The sequence below is a fragment of the Hymenobacter miniatus genome (assembly GCF_016427455.1).
Lineage (GTDB): Bacteria > Bacteroidota > Bacteroidia > Cytophagales > Hymenobacteraceae > Hymenobacter > Hymenobacter armeniacus.
The window spans coordinates 1-19951 of the sequence record NZ_JAELXR010000003.1; the positions used below are offsets into that span (position 1 = coordinate 1).

At 60.5% G+C, this 19951-nt stretch carries 16 protein-coding genes and 2 tRNA genes; 6 read left to right on the plus strand and 12 right to left on the minus strand.

The window, feature by feature from the left end; genetic code table 11:
• From JAO73_RS05340 to JAO73_RS05355, 4 genes are all read right to left on the minus strand, one after another.
• Positions 1–487, minus strand: a 487-nt coding sequence (locus JAO73_RS05340) for a TMEM175 family protein (protein WP_198976122.1), incomplete at its 3' end; no start/stop codon positions are given.
• A gap of 105 nt (positions 488–592) precedes the next feature.
• Positions 593–1318, minus strand: a complete 726-nt coding sequence (locus JAO73_RS05345; RefSeq protein ID WP_198976123.1) for a DUF4142 domain-containing protein — start codon at positions 1316–1318, stop codon at positions 593–595.
• A 224-nt stretch (positions 1319–1542) separates the two neighbouring features.
• Positions 1543–2136: a DUF4142 domain-containing protein gene (locus tag JAO73_RS05350; RefSeq protein WP_198976124.1), complete on the minus strand. Its 594-nt coding sequence runs from the start codon at positions 2134–2136 to the stop codon at positions 1543–1545.
• A 74-nt stretch (positions 2137–2210) separates the two neighbouring features.
• Entirely contained in the window at positions 2211–2819 is a 609-nt protein-coding gene (locus JAO73_RS05355) for a DUF4142 domain-containing protein (protein WP_198976125.1), read from the minus strand.
• 185 nt (positions 2820–3004) lie between these two features.
• Here JAO73_RS05355 and JAO73_RS05360 point away from each other — a divergent pair, with 185 nt between their 5' ends.
• Complete coding sequence (locus tag JAO73_RS05360; protein ID WP_198976126.1) at positions 3005–3859, plus strand: hypothetical protein; 855 nt, start codon at positions 3005–3007, stop codon at positions 3857–3859.
• Positions 3860–4038: 179 nt separating this feature from the next.
• Here JAO73_RS05360 and JAO73_RS05365 read toward each other — a convergent pair whose 3' ends face one another.
• From JAO73_RS05365 to queA, 3 genes are all read right to left on the minus strand, one after another.
• The gene (locus tag JAO73_RS05365; protein WP_198976430.1) at positions 4039–4839 is read right to left on the minus strand and encodes an enoyl-CoA hydratase-related protein; all 801 of its coding nucleotides are present in this window, start codon (positions 4837–4839) and stop codon (positions 4039–4041) included.
• A gap of 70 nt (positions 4840–4909) precedes the next feature.
• Positions 4910–5647, minus strand: a complete 738-nt coding sequence (locus JAO73_RS05370; RefSeq protein ID WP_198976127.1) for a 2-C-methyl-D-erythritol 4-phosphate cytidylyltransferase — start codon at positions 5645–5647, stop codon at positions 4910–4912.
• Positions 5648–5730: 83 nt separating this feature from the next.
• Complete coding sequence (gene queA, locus JAO73_RS05375) at positions 5731–6780, minus strand: tRNA preQ1(34) S-adenosylmethionine ribosyltransferase-isomerase QueA (protein ID WP_190925969.1); 1050 nt, start codon at positions 6778–6780, stop codon at positions 5731–5733.
• Between the two features lie 258 nt (positions 6781–7038).
• On the opposite strand from queA, the gene JAO73_RS05380 reads away from it, so the two are divergent.
• Positions 7039–8298, plus strand: a complete 1260-nt coding sequence (locus tag JAO73_RS05380; RefSeq protein WP_190925374.1) for an ABC transporter permease — start codon at positions 7039–7041, stop codon at positions 8296–8298.
• 78 nt (positions 8299–8376) lie between these two features.
• Entirely contained in the window at positions 8377–9495 is a 1119-nt protein-coding gene (locus JAO73_RS05385) for a mechanosensitive ion channel family protein (RefSeq protein WP_198976128.1), read from the plus strand.
• Positions 9496–9675: 180 nt separating this feature from the next.
• Here the strand turns inward: JAO73_RS05385 and JAO73_RS23195 are convergent, their stop codons facing one another.
• Entirely contained in the window at positions 9676–10572 is an 897-nt protein-coding gene (locus tag JAO73_RS23195; RefSeq protein WP_198976129.1) for a TerB family tellurite resistance protein, read from the minus strand.
• Between the two features lie 248 nt (positions 10573–10820).
• On the opposite strand from JAO73_RS23195, the gene JAO73_RS05395 reads away from it, so the two are divergent.
• Positions 10821–10895: transfer RNA gene (locus JAO73_RS05395), tRNA-Val, on the plus strand.
• A 100-nt stretch (positions 10896–10995) separates the two neighbouring features.
• Positions 10996–11070: transfer RNA gene (locus JAO73_RS05400), tRNA-Val, on the plus strand.
• A gap of 561 nt (positions 11071–11631) precedes the next feature.
• On the opposite strand, the gene JAO73_RS05405 is transcribed toward JAO73_RS05400, so the two are convergent.
• The 4 genes from JAO73_RS05405 to JAO73_RS05420 all read right to left on the minus strand — a co-directional run bounded on the left by JAO73_RS05405 (position 11632) and on the right by JAO73_RS05420 (position 18548).
• On the minus strand, positions 11632–13245 hold the full coding sequence (locus JAO73_RS05405; RefSeq protein ID WP_198976130.1) for a RagB/SusD family nutrient uptake outer membrane protein: 1614 nt from the start codon (positions 13243–13245) through the stop codon (positions 11632–11634).
• Between the two features lie 23 nt (positions 13246–13268).
• Positions 13269–16499 (minus strand): TonB-dependent receptor, encoded by a 3231-nt coding sequence (locus JAO73_RS05410; RefSeq protein WP_198976131.1) that lies wholly within the window; start codon positions 16497–16499, stop codon positions 13269–13271.
• Between the two features lie 344 nt (positions 16500–16843).
• Positions 16844–17884, minus strand: a complete 1041-nt coding sequence (locus tag JAO73_RS05415; protein WP_198976132.1) for a FecR family protein — start codon at positions 17882–17884, stop codon at positions 16844–16846.
• Positions 17885–18008: 124 nt separating this feature from the next.
• Complete coding sequence (locus JAO73_RS05420; RefSeq protein WP_198976133.1) at positions 18009–18548, minus strand: RNA polymerase sigma factor; 540 nt, start codon at positions 18546–18548, stop codon at positions 18009–18011.
• A gap of 1000 nt (positions 18549–19548) precedes the next feature.
• On the opposite strand from JAO73_RS05420, the gene JAO73_RS05425 reads away from it, so the two are divergent.
• On the plus strand, positions 19549–19929 hold the full coding sequence (locus JAO73_RS05425) for a hypothetical protein (RefSeq protein WP_198976134.1): 381 nt from the start codon (positions 19549–19551) through the stop codon (positions 19927–19929).
• Positions 19930–19951: the final 22 nt, after the last annotated feature.

The following is a 19951-nucleotide window of genomic DNA, read 5'->3' on the forward strand; positions in this document are numbered from 1 at the left end:
GGGAGCGGGCCTCGGGGTGCACGTAGCCGCGCCTGGGGTTGGCTAGGCTGCGCTGCATCAGCAGCTGGAGCAGGCCCGTAGCGATGACGCTGGAGCAATACAGTACAAACGGCACGTGTAGCTGCGGGTACTCGCCGTAGTACGCCGACGTGAACGGCATGAGCACGATGCTGAGCAGAAAAAAGACGTTCAGCCATATCAGGCCATCGTCGTAGCGCCGCACAAACCGGAAGATGCGGTGGTGCGCGGCCCAGTAGGTGGCAATGACAAAAAAGCCAATAAAAAAGCCCACGAACTTGGGAATCAGCCGCAGCAGCGATACCAGTGCCGCGTGGTTGGTGCGGTCGTGCAGCTCCGGTACCTTGATTTCGATGATGAGCAACGTGATGGCGATGGCAAACACGGCATCTGAAAACAAGATGATGCGCTCCAACTGAAATTCGGTACGGTCGTGGTGGTCGAGGGCGGTATCGGTGTGGGTCGACATAGGTATATTTCGATGGGTACCAGATTCTGGAACTCAAGAAACGCAAAAAAGCCCATCCGCGCGGGCGGATGGGCTTTGGGGCTAGCTGTGGGCCAGGGCCCGGAACTACATCTTCATGTCGGAGCTTTTCATGGCCATGCCGAGGTGCTGCTCCACCACGGGCACGGTTTTGCCGATGAAAGCCTTCAGGTCGGGGTCCTGGGTCATTTTTTCGTGGGCGCGCATGGTGTTGGCCGTCTTCTGGTGGTCGGCCTGCATCCGCGAGATGTACTTGGCTTCAAATTCCTTGCCCGAGAGCTTTTCCATGGCGGGCGCCATGGCCTTGTGCTCGGCGTCCATATCGGTGGGTAGCGTCACGCCTTTTTTGGCGGCAATGGCTTTCAGGTCATTCGTCGACTTGGTGTGGTCGGCAATCATCTTGTTGGCCATGTCCTTGGCCATGCCGGTCACGCCCTTGGCCAGGGCCATTTTGCTTTGCTGAATCTCATTCTGGTCGCTGTGGGCGGCCGTCATCATAAATTCTTTGTCGTCTTTGTGAGGGCCGGTGGGGCCGTTGGGGTCGCCCATGGCCTGGCCGCTGCTCGCCGATTCGGTGCCGTTCATGGCGCCGTTGCCATTGTCGCTTTTGGCCGAGCCGGCCGCGCCGGGCTGGTTTTCGGGGTTTTCGGAGCCGGCCGGCATGGTGGCCGACACGGTGTCGCCGCCCGTGGCCGAGCTGGTCATGGTGTTGTCGCTGGCGTTGCCGTTTTCGGCGCTGGCGCCTTTGTTATCGCCGCACGAGGCCAGCGCAAACAGGCCCGTGGCCAGCAAAGGAAAGAGGATGCGTTTCATGGAAGGGGAGTTGGATGTGGAAAGGAAGATGAGTCTGCCCCGGATACCTGGGAAGAGGACCCGGGCAGGTGGAAGTGCAAGTAATACGGGGCGTTACGGGCAAGTTGTTGCGCGCTGGCCCGTATTTTATCCGCCGCGGTTAGTTAAGCAGAACCGTTGCCGGGCGTAAAAAAAGCCCGCTTTGGGAAGCGGGCTTTCAAGGCGCGGTCGGCGGTGGGGCCGGCTTATTTGCGGGCGTCCACAGCTGGCTTCATTTTGGTCACCATGTCGAGGTGCATTTGCAGCACGGGCACGTTCTTGGCCGCGAAGGCCTTGATGTCGGGGTCGGAGGCTTTGATGGAAGCGTCGGTGAATTCCTTCACGTCTTCCTGGTGGTCTTTCAGCATCTCCTTCAGGTATTCCTGGTCCATTTTGATGCCTTTTTCCTCGGTCACATCCTTCAGCACCTTGGCGTGGTCGTCGCCGAGAGCAGTGGGCAGGGTGAGGTTCTTTTTGGTGGCCAGGGCCATCAGCTCGGCGTTCGATTTGGTGTGGTCCGACACCATTTGCTGCGCAAACTGCTTGGCTTCGGGCGTGAGGGCACGGGCGGCCACCTGCTTGCCCAGCTCCACTTCCAGCATGCCGCCGCTGGCAGCCTTGGTGAGGAATTCGGAGTCGTAGTTCATGTTTTTCTCTTCCAACTTGCCGGTTTCGGTGGCGGCCGTGGCGGCGTCGGCCTTGGCTTCGTTGGCTTGTTGGGCCTGCTTCACCGAGTCATTGGAGTTGCAAGCCGTGACGGTGAGCAGTGTGGCGCTGAGCAACACAAGGAACTGTTTCATGGCGAGGAAAGGGTTCGTGAATAGGCAAAGAGCAAGCGCTGAGTGAAATGCAGATGAAGCGCCCCGCGCAGGCGCTAGGGCTGCTTGTCCACGGCGTCGGCCACGTCCTTGGCGCGGTCCAACAGTTCTTCCACCGCCGGGTGGTACTTGGCCGCAAAGCCGCGAATGTCGCCGTCGTACGCGTCGTCCTTCATGTCGTCGAAAGCGTCCTCGTCCTGGCCCTGGGCTTTCACCAGCAGCGCCACGGCGCGCTTCTCAAGCTGCGCGCCCGGCTGGGCGCTGGCCTCGTGGTAGGCGGCCTGCTCGTCGCCGCCCAGGGCCGGCGGCACGGCCAGCTTTTTGGTGGCCGCCAGCGCGCGCAGGGCCGTCAGCAGCTCCAGGCGCTGCTGCACAATGGCGGCGCCGTAGGCCCGCGCGGCCGGCACCGTGGCCCGGGCCTGCAGCAGCTTGCCCAGCTCCACTTCCAGGAGCGAGCTACTGGTGGCGCGCACCAGAAACTCGGCGTCGGCCTCTTGTTTTTCGGTGGTGTCGGCGGCGTCAATTTTCTGTTCGTTCTGCGCCGTTGCGGAGTTCACGGCGTCTTCGCTGCCCGAGGGCGAAGAGCAGCTCACGCCGAGCATCGGCAGGGCCAGGCCCAAAAAAAGCCGCCGCAGGGGCGCTAAAGCAAATGGCAGCGTGAGCATGACGAACGGGTGAGGTGTAGTGGTTGAATACCAGTGGCCCGCTATACGAGGGCTTGTGGGTCAGGTTCTTTTACGCCGCGACCGATTTTTTTTGCAGGCCATTTAAACTTGTGCCCCCGCGGTTCTTCCAACCGGCCAAACACGCAGTTCACATATTTAATATTCCTATTTTTCTCACCTTCGCCATGCGTACTTTTTCATTCCGCTCCCTCACGTTGGCCTGCCTGGCCAGCGGCCTGCTCCTCACCGCCGGCTGCAATCGGAAATCCGACGACGCCACCCCCGACGACATCACCACCGCCGAAGACCGCAGCGAAGACAACATCGAAACCGCCATCAGCACCGATGCCATGAACCTGGCCGGTCCGGCCGATTTCAGCTCCACCGCTCCCGCCTTCGCCATTCCCGACGCCGACTTCCGCGCCCGCTTTGGCTCCTGCGCCACCCGCACCTACGACGCCCAGGCCCGCGTGCTGACCATTGACTTTGGCACCACCAACTGCCTGTGCGCCGACGGCCGCTACCGCCGCGGCCAGATTCGGGTGGCCTTCACCACCGACGTGCTCAAGCGCCGCGCCGGCGCCGTGGTGACCCGCGTCAACTACTTCGTGAACGACAACCAGCACACCGCCACCCGCACCTTCACCGACCTGGGCCAGGGCTCTTTCTCCGTTGACGTGACCGGCGCCAGCATCATCCGCGCCAACAACGGCGGCACCCACTCCTGGACCGCCAACTGGACCTTCACCCAAACGGCGGGCTACGGCACCGCCACCTTCGCCGACGACGTGTTCACGGTGACGGGCTCGGCCGCCGGCACCAACCGCAAAAGCGTGGGCTACACCACCACCATCGACACGAATAACCCGCTCATCAAGCGCGGCGACTGCCCCAAATACTACGTGCAAGGCAGCATGACCCTGACCAATACCAACGGCAAAACGCTGGTGCTGAACTACGACCCCAGCGGTACCCACGACTGCGACAAGATTGCCAGCGTGACCGTGAACGGCCGCACCCGCACCATTACCCTGCGGTAATGTCTGAACCACGGATTCGTGCGGATTTTCCGGATTGCACGGGTTTTGTGGACGATTGCAGTCGCAGAAACAAAAAAGGCCACTCTCCCGAGTGGCCTTTTTTATGCGTAGCGTGCAATGCAGTCGACCGCGCCATTCACAAAATCCGTGGAATCCGAAAAATCCGCCGAATCCGTGGTTCAGACACCCTTGAACGCCGGCTTCCGCTTCTCACTGAAGGCTTTAACCCCTTCTTGATAGTCCGCCGACTCGCCGGCAATCTGTTGGCAATGGGCTTCGTAGTCCAGCATCTCGTCCAGGGTGGCGGCGCCGGCTTTGTTCAGCATCTGCTTGATGAGGCCAATGGATTTGGTGGGCGCCGAGGCGTAGCGAGCTGCCAGCGCATAGGCGGCTTCGTCGAGTTGCTCCGCCGGCACTACCTGGTTTACCAGCCCCAGGCGCAAGGCTTCGTCGGCCGGCACTTTCGAGCCCAGGCTGCACAGCTCAAAGGCCTTGAGCGTGCCCACCAGCCGCGGCAAAAACCACGACGAGCCCGAGTCCGGCACCAGCCCAATGTTGATGAACACCTCAATCAGCGAAGCCTCGCTGCTGGCCACAATGGCGTCGCAGGCCAGCGCCAGCGAGCATCCCGCGCCCGCCGCCACCCCGTTGAGCCGGCAAATAATGGGCTTGGGCAGCCCGCGCATGGCCCGGATGATGGGGTTGTAGCGCTGGTGCAGCGAGTCGTAGAAGGAGCGGGGCTTGCCTTCGGCGGCAGCGGCTTCTTGCGCCGCTTTCAGGTCCTGGCCCGAGCAGAAGGCCCGGCCGGCACCCGTGAGCACCACGGCCCGCACGGCGGCATCGCGGCCCACTTGCTTCAGGGCATCCTGCAGCTCGTAGCTCATGGGGTCGTTGAAGGCGTTGAACACCTCCGGACGGTTCAGGGTGATGGTGGCGACGCCGTTGGGGCGCATGTCGTAAAGCAGGCTGGTGTATTCCATCGGGTGGGTTAGCGGAATAATGGAGTGGTGCTGCAAATAACGCAGGTACGGATAGGTTGGGAACAATTCACTAACCCGCTGCCCCACCGCCCAGCAGGGCTTCGGCCACCACCAAGTCTTCCGGCGTCGTGATTTTCAGGTTGCGGTAGTCGCCGTCCACCAGTTGCACGCGGCACAGGTCGTCCACCACCGTGGCGTCGTCGGTGAACGACGCCAGCTCGGGCATGGCGTAGGCGCGGCGCAAGAGGTCGATTTCAAACGTCTGAGGCGTTTGCATCAGGCGCAAGCGGTTGCGGTTCTGGGCCGCCGAGCCGTGTTGCGACACCAGCCGCACCGAGTCTTTGGGCATGACGGCGGCGGCGGCGGCGGCGTGGGTGGCCGCGGCGGCGTAAGTGCGCTCCACCACCTGGCGCGACACCAGCGGGCGCACGCCGTCGTGCACGGCCACCAGCCCCTCCGGGTACTCGCTCAGCGCGGCCAGGCCGGCCTTTACCGAGGCCCAACGCGTGGCCCCGCCCGCCACCAGCCGGTGCGGAATGCTCACCCGGAACTCGGCGCACAGTTGCTGCCAGGTGGCCAGTTGGTCGGCCGGCAGCACCAGCACTGTTTCGTGCACGCCCAGCGCCGGCTCGGCAAAGCGGCGCAGGGTGTGCAGCAGCACGGGCTCGCCACGCAGCAGCAGAAACTGCTTGGGCCGGTCGGCGCCCATGCGGGTGCCGCTGCCGCCCGCCACCAGAATGGCGAGCCGCGGCGCCTGGGGGCCGGGAAGTTCGGGGGCTTGGCGCTTGGGAAGGGTAGGGGCTTTCATTGGCGCGAAGTTCTGTTAAAAAAGAACGCCGGAACCCCTGACAAGGAATTCCGGCGTTCGCGAAGCCTGACGGCTTGAACTGCTTACAGAATCAGCATGGCGTCGCCGTAGCTGAAGAATTTGTACTTCTCTTTAATGGCTTCCTTATAAGCTTCCATCAGCAAGGGGTAGCCGGCGAAGGCCGAGGCCAGCATGATGAGCGTGCTCTCCGGCATGTGGAAGTTGGTGAGCATGCAGTTGGCGATTTTGAAGTCGTGGGGCGGGAAGATGAACCGGTCAATCCAGCCCTGCGTGGGCTTCATGCGGGCATTGGCCGACACCGAGGCCTCCATGGCACGGATGGTGGTGGTGCCCACGGCGCACACTTTCTTCTTGGCGTCGAGGGCCTTGTTCACCACTTCGCAGGCCGGAGCCGTCACGATGAAGTTCTCCGAGTCCATCTTGTGCTTGGTCAGGTCTTCCACGTCCACGGTGCGGAAGGTGCCCAGGCCCACGTGCAACGTCACAAACGCCGGCTCCACGCCCTTGATTTCCATGCGCTTCATCACCTCGCGGGTGAAGTGCAGGCCGGCCGAGGGAGCCGCCACCGCGCCGATGTGCTCGGCGTAGATGGTCTGGTACCGCTCTTTGTCGGCGGGTTCGGTTTCGCGGTTGATGACTTCTTTCGGAATCGGGGTTTCGCCCAGCTCGTAGAGCGCCTTGCGGAACTCCTCGTCGGTGCCATCAAACAGGAACTTGATGGTGCGGCCGCGCGACGTGGTGTTGTCAATCACCTCGGCCACCATGTCCGACTCGCCGAAGTACAGCTTGTTGCCCACGCGGATTTTGCGGGCGGGGTCCACCAGCACGTCCCACAGGCGCAGCTCCTTGTTCAGCTCGCGCAGCAGGAACACTTCAATCTTGGCGCCGGTTTTTTCTTTGTTGCCGTAGAGGCGGGCCGGAAACACTTTGGTGTCGTTAAACACCAACACGTCGCCCTCGTTGAAATAATCGAGAATATCTTTGAAGTTGCGGTGCTCAATTTGGCCGGTGGCGCGGTGCACCACCATCAGGCGGCTCTCGTCGCGGTTGCGGGCCGGGTGCATGGCCACCAGCTCCTCGGGGAGTTCAAATTTGAACTCGTGCAATTTCATCGCCATAGGGCAGTATTTGGGGGAAGTTACGGAAATTTGGGGAGGCAAAAGTACGGCTTTTTCCGGGAGAATCTACTTTTCAGTGAACGTGCCGTTGCCGGGCGTGCTTTCATCGTCAGCAACTTCCCCGCAGTTTTCCGTCTTTTGAGTCCGTAAAACCGCTTTACGGGAAAGCGCCGCCGTTGGCGAAAATCTTCCGATGCACTTTTGCAGTTGCTGCCCGCTGCGCTCCACCTTTTCTGCACCCGTCTCTTTCTCATGCTAGCCCTGCGCCTCACATTCGAAAGCTTTCGCTTCGCCCTCGACGCCCTCAAAGCCAATTTGTTGCGCACCATCCTGTCGCTGCTGGGCGTCACGGTGGGCATTTTCTCCATCATCGCCGTCTTCACCGTCGTCGACTCGCTGGAAGCCAGCATTCGCCACAGCATGGACTTTGTGGGCGACAAAGTGATTTACGTGGCCAAATGGCCCTGGACCTTCGGGCCCGATTACCCGTGGTGGAAATACGTGAAGCGCCCGGTGCCCAACCTGCGCGAGTTTCAGGCGCTGCAGCGGCAGCTGGGCCCTAACCACAAGGGCGTGGCCATTTTTGCCGCCAATGGCAGCAACACCCTCACGGCCGGCTCCAATTCGGTGGGCGACTGCGCCGTGCAAGGCATCAGCTACGAGTACCGGATAGTGAGCAACGTGCCCATTGCCGAGGGCCGCTATTTCACCAATCTGGAGATGGACGCCGCACGGCCGGTGGCCATCATTGGGGCCACCATCGCCGAAAACCTTTTCCCACAGGGCGGCGCTGTGGGCCGCGAATTCAAGGTGCGGGGCCAAAAATTCATCGTCATCGGCGTGATGGAAAAGGAAGGCAAAAAGATTCTTGACACGCCTAGCAACGACTCCAACTGCCTGATACCGTTCTCCATGTTTACCAAAATGTTCGCCCTGAGCACGAACGGAATGGGCGGGCCGAGTGCCTCGCTGGGCGTGAAAGGCCGCGACGACGACCCGGGCCTCATGGACTTGGAGTACGAAATGCGCGGCGTGATGCGCAACATTCGCGGCCTCAAGCCCCGCGAGGAAGACAACTTTGCGCTGAACCGACCCGAAATGTTTGCTTCCGTCATCAGCACGCTGTTCAGCCGCATCGGCGTGATTGGGGCCATCATTGGCGGGCTGGCCACGCTGGTGGGCGGCTTCGGCATTGCCAACATCATGTTTGTGTCGGTGCGCGAGCGCACCAACATCATTGGCATTCAGAAGTCGCTGGGGGCGAAGAATTTCTTCATTCTGTTTCAGTTTCTGTTCGAGGCCATTTGCCTGTGCCTCATCGGGGGCGGAGCGGGCCTTTTCCTGGTCTGGCTCATTACCCTGCTTCCGCAGGACGCCTTGCCGCTCACCATGTCGGCCGCCCGCATTGTGCTGGGCCTGCTCATTTCGGTGGCCATTGGGGTGGTGGCCGGCATTGTGCCCGCCGCCGTGGCCGCCAACCTCGACCCGGTTATTGCCATTCGGGCCAAGTAGGAGCCGCCGGCCCGGCCAGCGGGCCCAACAAGGCGGCGCGAAGTTGCGTCTTACCGGCGTTCACCATTGCTTTTGTTAATGACGTTTCCTCCTTTTCTGCACCGCGAAGTGCTGGGCAATGCCCTGAGCCAATACCTCATTGCGGCGCTCATACTGCTGGTGGGGGCGGGCCTGCGCCAGCTGCTGTCGCGCCTGCTCAGCAAGGTGCTGTTTCGGCTCACCAAGCGCTACACGGCCGGCGTGACGGAGCGCGAGCTCCACGATTTGCTCATTCAGCCGCTGTCGGTGCTGTTCCTGCTGGCCACGCTGTACCTCGCGTTTAGCGTGCTGCGCTACCCCTTGCCGCCCGATGCCGTGCCCGGCGTGGAGCCCTGGCCCAAGGTGGCGCTGCTGCGCTTGTTTCTGCTCGGCGTCATTGCCACCATCACCTGGGTGGCGCTGCGCCTGGTCGATTTTGCCCTGCTGGTGGTGCAGCGCCGGGGCGAGCTACGCGAAACTCCGGCCATTCGGCGGCTCGACCATCAGTTTCTGCCCTTTGCGAAAGACTTGCTCAAAGTGCTGGTCATCATCATTGGGCTGATGGTGGTGCTGGGCGAAGTGTTTGGGGTGAACGTGACGGCCCTGATAGGCGGCCTGGGCATTGGCGGGCTGGCGGTGGCCTTTGCCGCCAAGGAAAGCCTGGAGAATCTCATTGCCTCGTTCACCATCTTTCTTGACCAGCCCTTTGGCGTGGGCGACCTCGTGACGGCTGGCGACGTGAGCGGCACCGTCGAGAAAATTGGCTTCCGCAGCACCCGCCTGCGCACCGCCGAGAAAAGCTACGTGACCGTGCCCAACAAAAGCATGATTGACAAGCCCCTCGACAACCTCTCGCTGCGCACTTCGCGCCGGGTGGGCTTCACGCTCGTGTTCGACCAGAAAACCACCAGTGCCCAGCTCCACGCCATCATCGCCGGCTCGCTGGAAGCCATGCAGGCCCACCCCCTCGTCACGCAGGACGTGCAAATGAAGTTCAACGCCCTCACGCCCGCCGGCAAGGAGGTTACGGTGCAATACTTCGTGGATACCACCAGCTACGATGAATACCTCAACGTGAAGGAAGACCTCAACTACCGCATCATTGAAGTGGTGGAGCAGTACGGCGGTGCGTTTGCGGGCACAGCCCCCGCGTCCGCGCCGGTGGTTGGTAAGGTCTGAACCACGGATTCGGGCGGATTTTTCGGATTTCGCGGATTTTGTGGACGGCACCAGCGGCAGGCCGAAGGTTACTAAAAAAGGCCACTCTGACGAGTGGCCTTTTTGCATGTAGAGAAATAGGGTATCCGTCCACAAAATCCGCGAAATCCGAAAAATCCGCCCGAATCCGTGGTTCAGACCTTACCGGCCACCGAACAGGCCGCCGAGCATGCCGCCCAGGCTGCTGCCGCCCAGCAAGCCACCCAGGCCGCTACCGCCTGCGCTGGCTGGCTGCGAGTTGGGACGCCCGCCCAGGCCGCCGAGGATGGACATCATCGAGCCCAAGCCGCCGCTGCCAATGGCCGAGCCCTGCTGCGGATAGTTGGCAGCCTGGCCGCCGCCCATCAGGCCGCCCAGCATGCCGCCGCCCAGCAGCCCGCCGAGCATGCCACCCAGGCCGCTGTGGGCCGCGCCGCCCAGCAGGCCGCCCAGGGTTCCGCCGCCGCCCATGCCACCCAGCAGCCCGCCGCCACCTTGGTTCTGGTTGTTGCCGCCGCTCATCACGCGCGAAATCACCATGGGGGCCACCACGCCGAGCAGGCCGGTCATGAGGGCCGTTTTGGGAATGCCCGCGCTGGAGAGCTTGTCGCCGATGCGGTCGAAAAATCCTTGTTTGGCGGGGTCTTGCGGGTCGTGAGCCACGGTGGCGGCCTGGTCGACCACGGTTTCGAGGGTTTGCTTCTGCTCGGGGTTAATGCCCAGGTACTGCGACATCTTGCCAATCATGGCTTCTTCGTCGTTGGCGTAAGCACCGTCGGCGCGGGCAAAGCTGATGAGGTCGGTGACAAGGGAAAAGCGCAGGTCACTGCCCTTGAGCACGTCCAGGTTCTGCTGAATGCTTTGGTTGTTGGCGTCCTGCGCGGCGGCAAGCACCTGCTGGGTGGCCCCGCCCGAGAGGCCCGCCTGCTGAGCCAGGGCCTGCAGGAACTGGGTTTCTGCTCCTGAGGCTTGGCGGTCGGCGGTGGCAAGGCTCGCAATGGCGCTCAAATACGCAGTTTTTTCTTCTTCGGAGTAGTTTTGGAGGAGTTGGGTGTCCATAGGAGGGAAAGGTTGGTTGAAAAGAGGTTTCGGAGCTTAACGGGAGCGGCCTGAATACGTTGCTTGCTAACCAGCGGCCGTCAATGCCTTTTTTCTGCCCATCCTGCATAAAAATTCTTGTCCTGAAAATGAAGGAATTGCTGCGTTTGGGCTGAGGCAAATGCAAAATTCTGCGCCCTAAATCAGGATTTCGTTTGGAGCTTCCAAAAACACCCCCCATCTTTGCAATCCCAAACGGGAATACCCACGGGGGATTAGCTCAGCTGGTTCAGAGCATCTGCCTTACAAGCAGAGGGTCGTAGGTTCGAACCCTACATCCCCCACACTAAAAGACAGCCACTTAGCTGCAAAGCCAGGTGGCTGTTTTGATTTGAATTACACGTTAGATTACTCAGGTGCGCTTAGCACTTGTACTTAGTCATTGGGAGGTTAGCTCAGTTGGTTCAGAGCGCTGCTTTCACACAGCAGAGGTCGAAGGTTCGAGCCCTTTACTTCCCACATCCATCAACAGCCACCTAGCTTCACCGCGGGGTGGCTGTTTTGCTTTTGGGTTAAACGGCGGGTTAAATCCGTTGTGCCAAATACGCGGCTAAGAGAGATGAGTGCATTGCTTTGCAATGCTACAACCAACGAGGGTAGTATTATGAGCATAAACCCTCCGCTGTGTCTAACCAAATCTGATTTTGGCGTTTCCCATTTCCTATGCGCTTGATTCTAGGCGGGTTGTTGCTTGCTGGTACTAGCCGGTCCGCTGCTTCAGGCCCAAACGTTTGACTTTGCCGCTGAGGAGGCCATTGGGGCCTCAGCAGCTACAGCAGTCACGATGCGGCAATGCTTTGAAACACACGGCGGTGTAGACCTCTACATTTTTAATGAGAAGTACGCCCCCGTCCCCGTCTTCAATGTGCTTCAGCGGTCGCAGAAGCAATTTATTCACGGCCTGTACTTTTTTAGGTGGGGCGCGCTCAACGCACGAGCGCCTCATTCCGAATTGTGTACTAAAAAGCCGGCTCGCTACTTCTCAAGGTAGCGAGCCGGCTTTTGCGAAGCGGCTATGAATCAATAACCGGGGTTTTGCGGCAGCTTCCAGGTTTGCGCGTCGTTCAGGGAAATGGGGAGCAGTGGGAACGGATTAACCGACGGCTCGGTGGCGAGGTGCGACTGGGCCCGGGCCCGCACGTCGGCGGGTAGGGTAGCTAGGTAACGGCCCGTGCGGATGAGGTCCCACAGTCGAAGCGACTCCTCGGCAAATTCTACCCGGCGCTCGTGCCAGATGGCATTCAGCAAGGGTTGGCCCGACAACCCGACCGCCAGGTCCGGCAACGTGCCGGCCGGCGTGTTGGCCGGGGCGTAGGTCAGCGTGCCCAGTGTGGTGCCCGGCGGGCGGGTCGACAAGCGGGCGCGCTGCCGCACCTGGTTGACCAAGGCGATGGCCTCCGCCGACTTGCCGGTTTGGGCAGCGGCTTCGGCTTTCATGAGCAAGATATCGGCGTAGCGCAGCTTGCGGATGTTTTGGGGGCCAGCCTCCGGGGCGGGCGGACGAATGATGGCAACCTTGCGACTGAAGTAGCCCGTGGCATTCTCCGAGAGGTTGACGGGGTTGAGGATGCCCAGCACGATGTCGTTGTTCTTGATAATCGTGACTTCGCGGCGAGGGTCGTTGGCCTCAAACTCATCGACCAGATTCTGGGTCGGGTTGTTAAAGCCGTAGCCAAACGTCCCGCGGTTGTTCTGGAAAATGTTGTTGGTTGTGCCTATCGAGATGGGGCCGTAGGTGTTGTTGTCCGTGCCGAACTGAATCTCGAACAACGACTCGCTGCTGTTTTCGCCGATGTCCTGATGGATGGCGGCATAGTTGGCCAGCAGGCTGTACTGGTTGGAGGCGATGATGGTGCTCGTGAGGTCGTAGACCTCCTGCCAGGTGTGGTTGTTGCCGTTCACGGTGCCCAGCTGGTACATGATGGCGCGGGCCAGGTAGCCGTTGGCCGCGCCCTTGGTGGCGCGGCCCGCGTCAGCAGCAGGGTAGCCGCTTTTTTCGGGCAGCATGGTGGCCGCCGCCCGCAGGTCTTTTTCGATGAAGGCATAGGTCTGGGCGATGGTGGCGCGCGACACGTTGGGCGCCTCGGTGGGGGTCACGCTCTTTTCAAACAAGGGCACCCCGCCGAAACTCTTCACCAAATTGAAGTAGAAATAGGCCCGCAAAAACAGCGCCTCCCCCTTCAGGCGCATTTTCAGGCCCGCATCGATGGTGCCGGCGTCGATGTTGTTAATTACCGTATTGGCCCGGGCGATGCCCGTGAAGCTGTGCACCCACAGCGTGGTAACGGGCGGGCTGGAGGGTGGGATGGTCCAGTTTTTGAGCTCAATCAGGGACTGAAAATCGCTGGGGCCGCCGCCTCCTTTTTCAGCATCATCGGTCATCAAATCCCCGAACATCCATTCGTATGTCTGGGCCACGTACTGGCCGTTGGGGTCGCCCCATTTAGGGCCCTGGTCCCAGGCAGTCACGTCGTACACGGCGTTGATGGCCTGAATGGAGTTGACAGGGTCCCGGAACAGGTTGTCCTGGGTGGTGGTGCCCAGGGGCTCTTTTTCCAGAAAGTCTTTGCACCCTGGGGCCAGGGTGGTCGTAAGTAGCAAGCCGAGCAACACGGCGGCGCGGGTGGGTTTCATATGAAGGATTGGGAAATAGCGGGTTAGAACTGCACGTTGAAGCCTACGCGATAGGTGCGCGCCTGCGGATAGTTGCCGTAGTCCACGCCGTAAGCCAGGGGGTTGTTGTAGGAAGCAACCGTCGAGATTTCCGGGTCGTAGCCCGTGTACTTGGTGATGGTGAACAGGTTATCGACTGACACGAACACGCGCGCGCCCCCCACCTGATAACGGTCCAGAAAGCCCTTGGGCAGCGAGTAGCCCAGCTCTATGTTGCGGGCACGCAGGTAGCTGGCATCTTCCACGTAGCGGCTGCTGAAACGGTCGTTGCCATTGTTGTCAGTCGCCGTCACGCGGGGCTGGTCACTGTTGGGGTTGCTGGGTGTCCAGCGGTCCAGGCGGCTGGCGTAGAAGTTGCTCCACACGCCCACCAGGTTGGAAGACTTGTTCAGGTTGAAACCCGCGCCGTTCACGGCCTCCGCACCCTGCACCCCGTAGAGCAACACCTTGAAATCGAAGCCTACGTAGCTCAGATTCAGCGAGGCCCCGTAGCTAAAGCTGGGCGTAGCACTGCCCAGGTACGTGTAGTCGGCGGTCGTGATTACACCGTCGCCGTTGGTGTCCGTGTACTTCACGTCGCCGGGGCGGGCATTGGGCTGTATGAGCGCCCCGGAAGCGCTTTTGTAAGCATCAATCTCGCCTTGGTTGTGGAACACGCCCTCGGCCTGCAAGCCGTTGAAGTACGCTACCTCGCGGCCCACGTCGGTGAGGGTGGTGTTGTTGATTTGCGTGAGCACGTTGCCGGCGGCAATGGCGTTGCCGCCCCCCAGGCTGGTTACTTCGTTGTTGATTTTCGTGAAGTTGACGCCCACGTTGTACTGGAGTTTGCCCACTGCATTGCGATAGTTCAGAGCCAGTTCCAGGCCGCGGTTGCGCAGCGAGCCCACGTTGGCGCTGGCAGGAGCCTGCCCCACGTAGTCGGGCACGGGCAGCAGGGCAATCATGTCCTGGGTACGCCGCTCGAAGTAGTCGGCCGTGAAGACCAGTTGATTGTTAAAGAATTCAGCATCGATGCCCACGTCGGTGGTGACGGCCGTTTCCCACTTCAGGCCCGGGTTGTTAATCTGGGTGATGGCCAGGCCAGGGGCGGGCGTGTTGTTGAACACGTAGGTCTGGTTGCCATTGGCCACGGAGGCATAGCCGTAGTTCGGCGCAGCGTTCTGGTTGCCCACCTGGCCGTAGCTGGCCCGCAGTTTCAGCACCGACAGGTAGCTGACGCCCTTGAGAAAATTCTCGTTAGAGATGTTCCAGGCCGCCCCCACTGATGGGAAGTACCCTTTGCGCACGGGGCCCAGAAACTTGGAGGTCTGGTCCAGTCGCAACGTACCCGTCACGAGGTAGCGGTCGCGAAAATTGAAGTTGGCCCGCCCAAAATAAGAAGACAAGCTGCCGTCGTACTGGCTGCTCCGCACCACGTTGTTGGTGCTGCGCGAAGCCGATAGGTACTGCAGCGAGGCATCGGCTGGTACGTCGAAGGCCGTGCTGGAGATGCCGTTGCCGTAGCCGCGCTGGGCCTCCTGGCCCAGCGTAGCCGAGAAGGACGTGTTGTTGTCGAAGGTTTTGGTGTAGTTGGCGTAGTTCGACCACACCCACGAAACGTTCTCGGTGCGCGTCTCGACGAGCGCACTCTGGGCACGCTGGTCCGTCGGCCCGATGTAGTACTGCGGCAGGAAAACTTTGGGGTGGTTGTTGAAGTAGTTGACGCCAAACGTGGACCGGAAGGTCAGGCCCTTGAACAGCGAAATGTCCAGGTAGCTGCTGCTGAACAGGTTGTTGTTGATAATCTTGTTGTACTTCTGTTCATCGAGGTAGCGCGGCACGTTCGGCGCATTGCGCGTGATAATGTCGTCGTTGTAGGTCCCATTGGGGCCATAGGGGTCGAGGAGCGGGTTTTTTTGCAAGGCGTATTGCAGCACCAGGTAGGGCTGCGAGCCCCCCTGGCCGTCGCCGCTGCCCGTTTGGTTGTTGTTGGTGAACGTAGCCGCTACGCCCGCCTTGATGCGCTTGGTGAGCACCACGTCGTCGTTCACCCGAACGACGTACTTCTTGAAGCCCGAATTCTTGACGATGCCGTCTTGCTGAAAATAGCTGCCGCTCACCAGGTAACGGTTTTGCTCGGTGCCGCCCGAAACCGACAGGCTGTAGTTGGTAATCAGCCCCTTCTGAGTCACCAAGTCTTGGTAATCAATTCCCTGAGCGTTGGTGTCAATGGCGTTTTGCAGCTGCGAGCCATAGTCGGCGGGCAGTGGTTGCCCGGCGTTGGTGTAGGCCTCCTTCACGAGCGTGGCGTACTGGGCGGCGCTGGCGAGGGGCAGCGTGCGCCGAATCTGCTGGAAGCCGGTGTAGCCGGAAAGGTTGAATTGCGTGGCCCCGGCCTTGCCGTGTTTAGTAGTGATGAGCACCACGCCGTTGGCCCCGCGCGAGCCGTAGATGGCCGTGGCCGAAGCATCCTTCAGAATCTCGGTCGATTCGATGTCGGCGGGCAGCAGGAAGCCGATGTCGCTGGTCTGGATGCCGTCTACCACATAAAGCGGGTCGCTGTTGTTGATGGTGCCCACGCCCCGCACCCGAATGCGGGTGCCCGAACCGGGCTGCCCGCTGTTGGAGGTCACCTCCACGCCGGCCGCGCGGCCTTGCAGTGCCTGCACGGCGTCCGAGGTGGCCACCTGCGTCAGCTGTGCGCTCGTTACCGAGGCCACGGCCCCGGTGAGGTCGCTCTTGCGTGCCGTGCCGTAGCCGATGACTACCACCTCGTTCAGGGCCTGCTTGTCTTCCACAAGCGTCACCGTCAAGTTGCCGGTGGCCCCGGTCACGGTCACCTCCTGCCGGGCGAAGCCCACAAAACTGAACACCAGCACGCTATTCTCGGGGGCCTGCACCGTGAAGCTGCCATCCGGACCGGTGCTGGCACCGGTGGAAGTGCCTTTTACCACCACGGTCACGCCCGGCATGCCCTCCCCTTTGGCATCGGTCACCCGCCCGGACACGGTGACGTCCTGCCTACCGGAATCGATTGCGGAAATGGCCTCGGAAGGCGCGCGCAGCACCACGCGCTTATTGTCCACTTCGTACTGAACCTTGAGCGGAGCCAGCAATTCATCCAGCACGGCCAGCAAGGGCGCATCCTGCGCGTTGATGCTTACCCGGCGCTCGGCGCCCACGAGCTGCTGGCTGTAAACGAACCGGATGTTGGCCTGCTTTGCAATCTGGCTCAACGTCTCCTTAATCGTTTGTGCTTCGACCCGTAAAGTAATTTTTTGCTCGAGCACGCCTTGTGCCACGGGCAGGCGCGAAGTGGCGGCGGGCTTCGCACCTACATGTGCGCTCGCCGCGGCCGGCAAGCTCACCAGAGCTGCCTGCAGCAAGAGAACCTTCACGGCAGACCAGGAAGGCGGCGGAAACTGTACTGTTTTTTTCATGGATTGATGTGGGGTAGTTTGTGGGAATTTGAAACTGGAAAAAGACGCGGCTAGTAGTTCCGCAATCGATTGTGAAAGGGTTGATGAGGCAGGCTTCTGCCGCCGCCACACGGGGCTCGGGCAGAATCAACCGGCCTGCCCTATTTGCCTAGCTGGCCTTGGCAGCCAGGGCTGTGAATGAGGATGCTGGCATCGGCAAGGGTGTAGTAGGCCCCCAACGACTTGCAGAGCAAGCCCAGCTTTTCGAACAGGGGCTCGTCGTAGAAAGTGATGCTCACCGTGCAGTTGGCCAGCGTGGCCTTGTCGTACACGATGTCCACGCCGTAGGCCTTTTCCAGCGCGGCCAGCACTTCAACCACGGGGCGCTCTTCAAACTCGAAGGGCTGCGGCGCCAGCACCACCGGCCGGTCCACCAGCTCCTTTTTCAGGCGCCGCTGGCTAGCCGAGTACACCACCTGCTGGTTGGGCAACAGCACCACTCCCGCCGCCGCCGGGTGGGCCGGCGAGGCATCGAGTTGCGCGCCCTCGCGGGCCTGCACCGACACTTTGCCTTCGCGCACCGACACCGACGCTTCTTTGCCGTCGGCGTAAGCTTTCACCCGGAAACTGGTGCCGAGCACGGTGGTGACGACTTCTTTGGTGAACACCAGAAAGGGACGGCGGGGGTTCTTGCTTACCTGAAAGAAGGCTTCGCCCACCAAGTGCACTTCCCGCCGGGGGCCCGCAAAGGCCGTGGTGTAGCGCACGCTGCTGCCCGGATGCAGACTGATGCGGCTGCTGTCAGGCAATTGGAAGGCCTGCACTTGTTGGGTCTGGTTGCTGCGCCGCGTCCACTTGCCATTCGTTGTGGCCACCGTATTCTGCTGGGAAGGCTTGGTAAAACGGCTGGTGGAAAACACCAGCCAGCCAATACCAAACGCAAGTAGCGCCAGCACCGCTGCCCACCGCAGCGGCGCCGACGACCACATGGCTACCACCCGGGGCTCCGGTTTGGCAGCACGCTTGCTCATGAGCCGCGCCCAGATGGCCTGCTCTATTTCTTCCTGGTTTTGGGTGCGCAGGGCAGGGCCTTCGGCTTGTTCCAGCCGGTCGTACCAGCGTTCGACCACGGCTTGCTCCTCGGGCGTACATGAGCCGGTGAGGTAGCGTTCAAGTAGCTTGTGAAATTCGGATTCCGTCACGGCTGGGAGAGTTGGGCTGGCTGCTGATTAGGAAGTCAACCAAGTCGCCATTTACCCTCAACCACCCCACATTTATTTTTTCCCGCACATCAGCGTCCGCAACAACATATTGCTTATTAGCAACTTATTTCATAAAGAGTAACAGCGGCCACACCGTTAGCAGGAAATTGCGCAGGTAGGAGCGCATGAGCTTGAGCGACTTCCGGAGGTGATACTCCACTGTTTTTTCCGATAAGTTCACACGCACCGAAATCTCGGGGATGGTGCACTGCTCCAGTCGGCTCAACCGAAAGACTTCTTGGGTCTTTTCGGACAGGTGCTGCATGCCCGCGGCCAGCGCCTCGTTCAGGTCGTTGAGCGCCACCGTGGCCTCCGTGCCCGTGTCGGCGTCGGTGAGGGTGAGGCGGCAGAACAGCTCGTAGCTCGTCCGGACTTTCTCGGATTTAATGTAGTTGATGACGCGGTAGCGGATGGCCGAAAACAAGTAGGGCTTCAGCTGCTGAATTTGGGCGCTGCGGCGTTTCTCCCACAGGTTTTCGAACAAGTCTTGAGCCAATTCTTCGGCGGCCTCTTTGCTTTTCAACTTCCCGTACGCCACGGTAAAAAGCTGGTAGCTGTACCGCGTGTATATCTCTGCAAAAGCCCGTTCGTCGCTCTCCTGCATTGCCTCAAGTAAAGCAGCATCTGGCCAGGAGGCATAATGGGGTAGCGCGGCAGGCTTCACACAAATCAAATTTTAACAGACACTCGGAGTAATAGCCAATATACAGTTGGATGTCAGATAAGTTCCACTAGTGAGCCAGTCCATGCATCTGGATTTTGAACTTGCTGTTGCGATTCACATAATGCGTTTTTGGGTCCAACGGATGCGCATACGAGACTGACAAGGTGTTATTGCGGGTGGTCACTATCGCCCCGGGCCACCATCTGGTTGATGAGCCGCCCAGATTCGGGAGTAGCCGATACACCATGAACGCGTTTCCGTCCGCCTCAACCCCTACGCCCCGGCAGTGCTCACCGGTTCGGTGGCCGCCGTGTGCGCCGGGACCAACGCCGGCCCCCTTACGCTGATGCGCCGGTGCGCTGTGGCCGAGGCGAAATCCGCGGGTTCGGGGCCAGACGCGAGCCCGCGGAATCATGCGGGTCTCGCGAAAACGGACGCGTGCTGGGCTTATCGCAGCGGGTGGCGCCGCCGGCTGAGTCTTCTACAACGGGCGCGCGGTATCGTGTTTTGTCAGCCATGCCATTGCCTGGCGTAAATTGGAAGTATTTCGAACCGGGTGCTCTTCCTGGGCCTTCGTTAAGACGCGGAATGTATATGTAGGTCCCTCTTGCGCTCGAAAGAATTCAGGGTAGGCGTCGGCGTATGAGCTGCATTCTACATAAAGAAAATCGCCCAGGCGCAAAAGGTCGCATTCCACCACCAAGCCGGCGAAGAAAGGTGCGAAATCATGTACACACTGCAAGCACCATCTTATGCTACACTACCGGGTTAGTTCGGTAAGTCGTTTGGACCTTAAGTCGAAGTTGCTACAGGGGGCATACGAGTAAGAAGCATAAGGCTAGTCTGCTGAGATAAACAAAAGGTGGTACTTTGCGACGCTAAATGGCAGGAAAGTCATAAGCATTCTTTCAAGCATCCACAATTCTTGGTCCCAGGCACTGTGAAGTCCTTTTCTACCCTCTCTTTTTTTCTGGCACTAGCTGCGGCTGGCTGCAATGCCGAGCGCGTCAGCAGTAGTCCGTCTTCACTGCGTGAGCAGGAAATAGTTCGTTTTCGGTCTGCGCCGGGCAAAGCTCCCGTGCTGTTTGGGCAGGTGCAAGCCGTGGATGATGCCGGGCGTTACCCTATGGCCACGTCATCGGTTTCGGTAGATGGCAACGTGTACTACACTAATGCCTTGGGAATATATCGCGTGCCGGTATCCGTGGGCAAACACCAGCTGGTGGTGGAGCACACAGGAGTACGTTCCTCGCGCGCCTCCGTGAAAGTAGAGCCAGGCGATTCCATGCAAGTCAACTTTTACCTGCGCTATACCGATTGAAATATTGCCTCCTAGCAAAAGC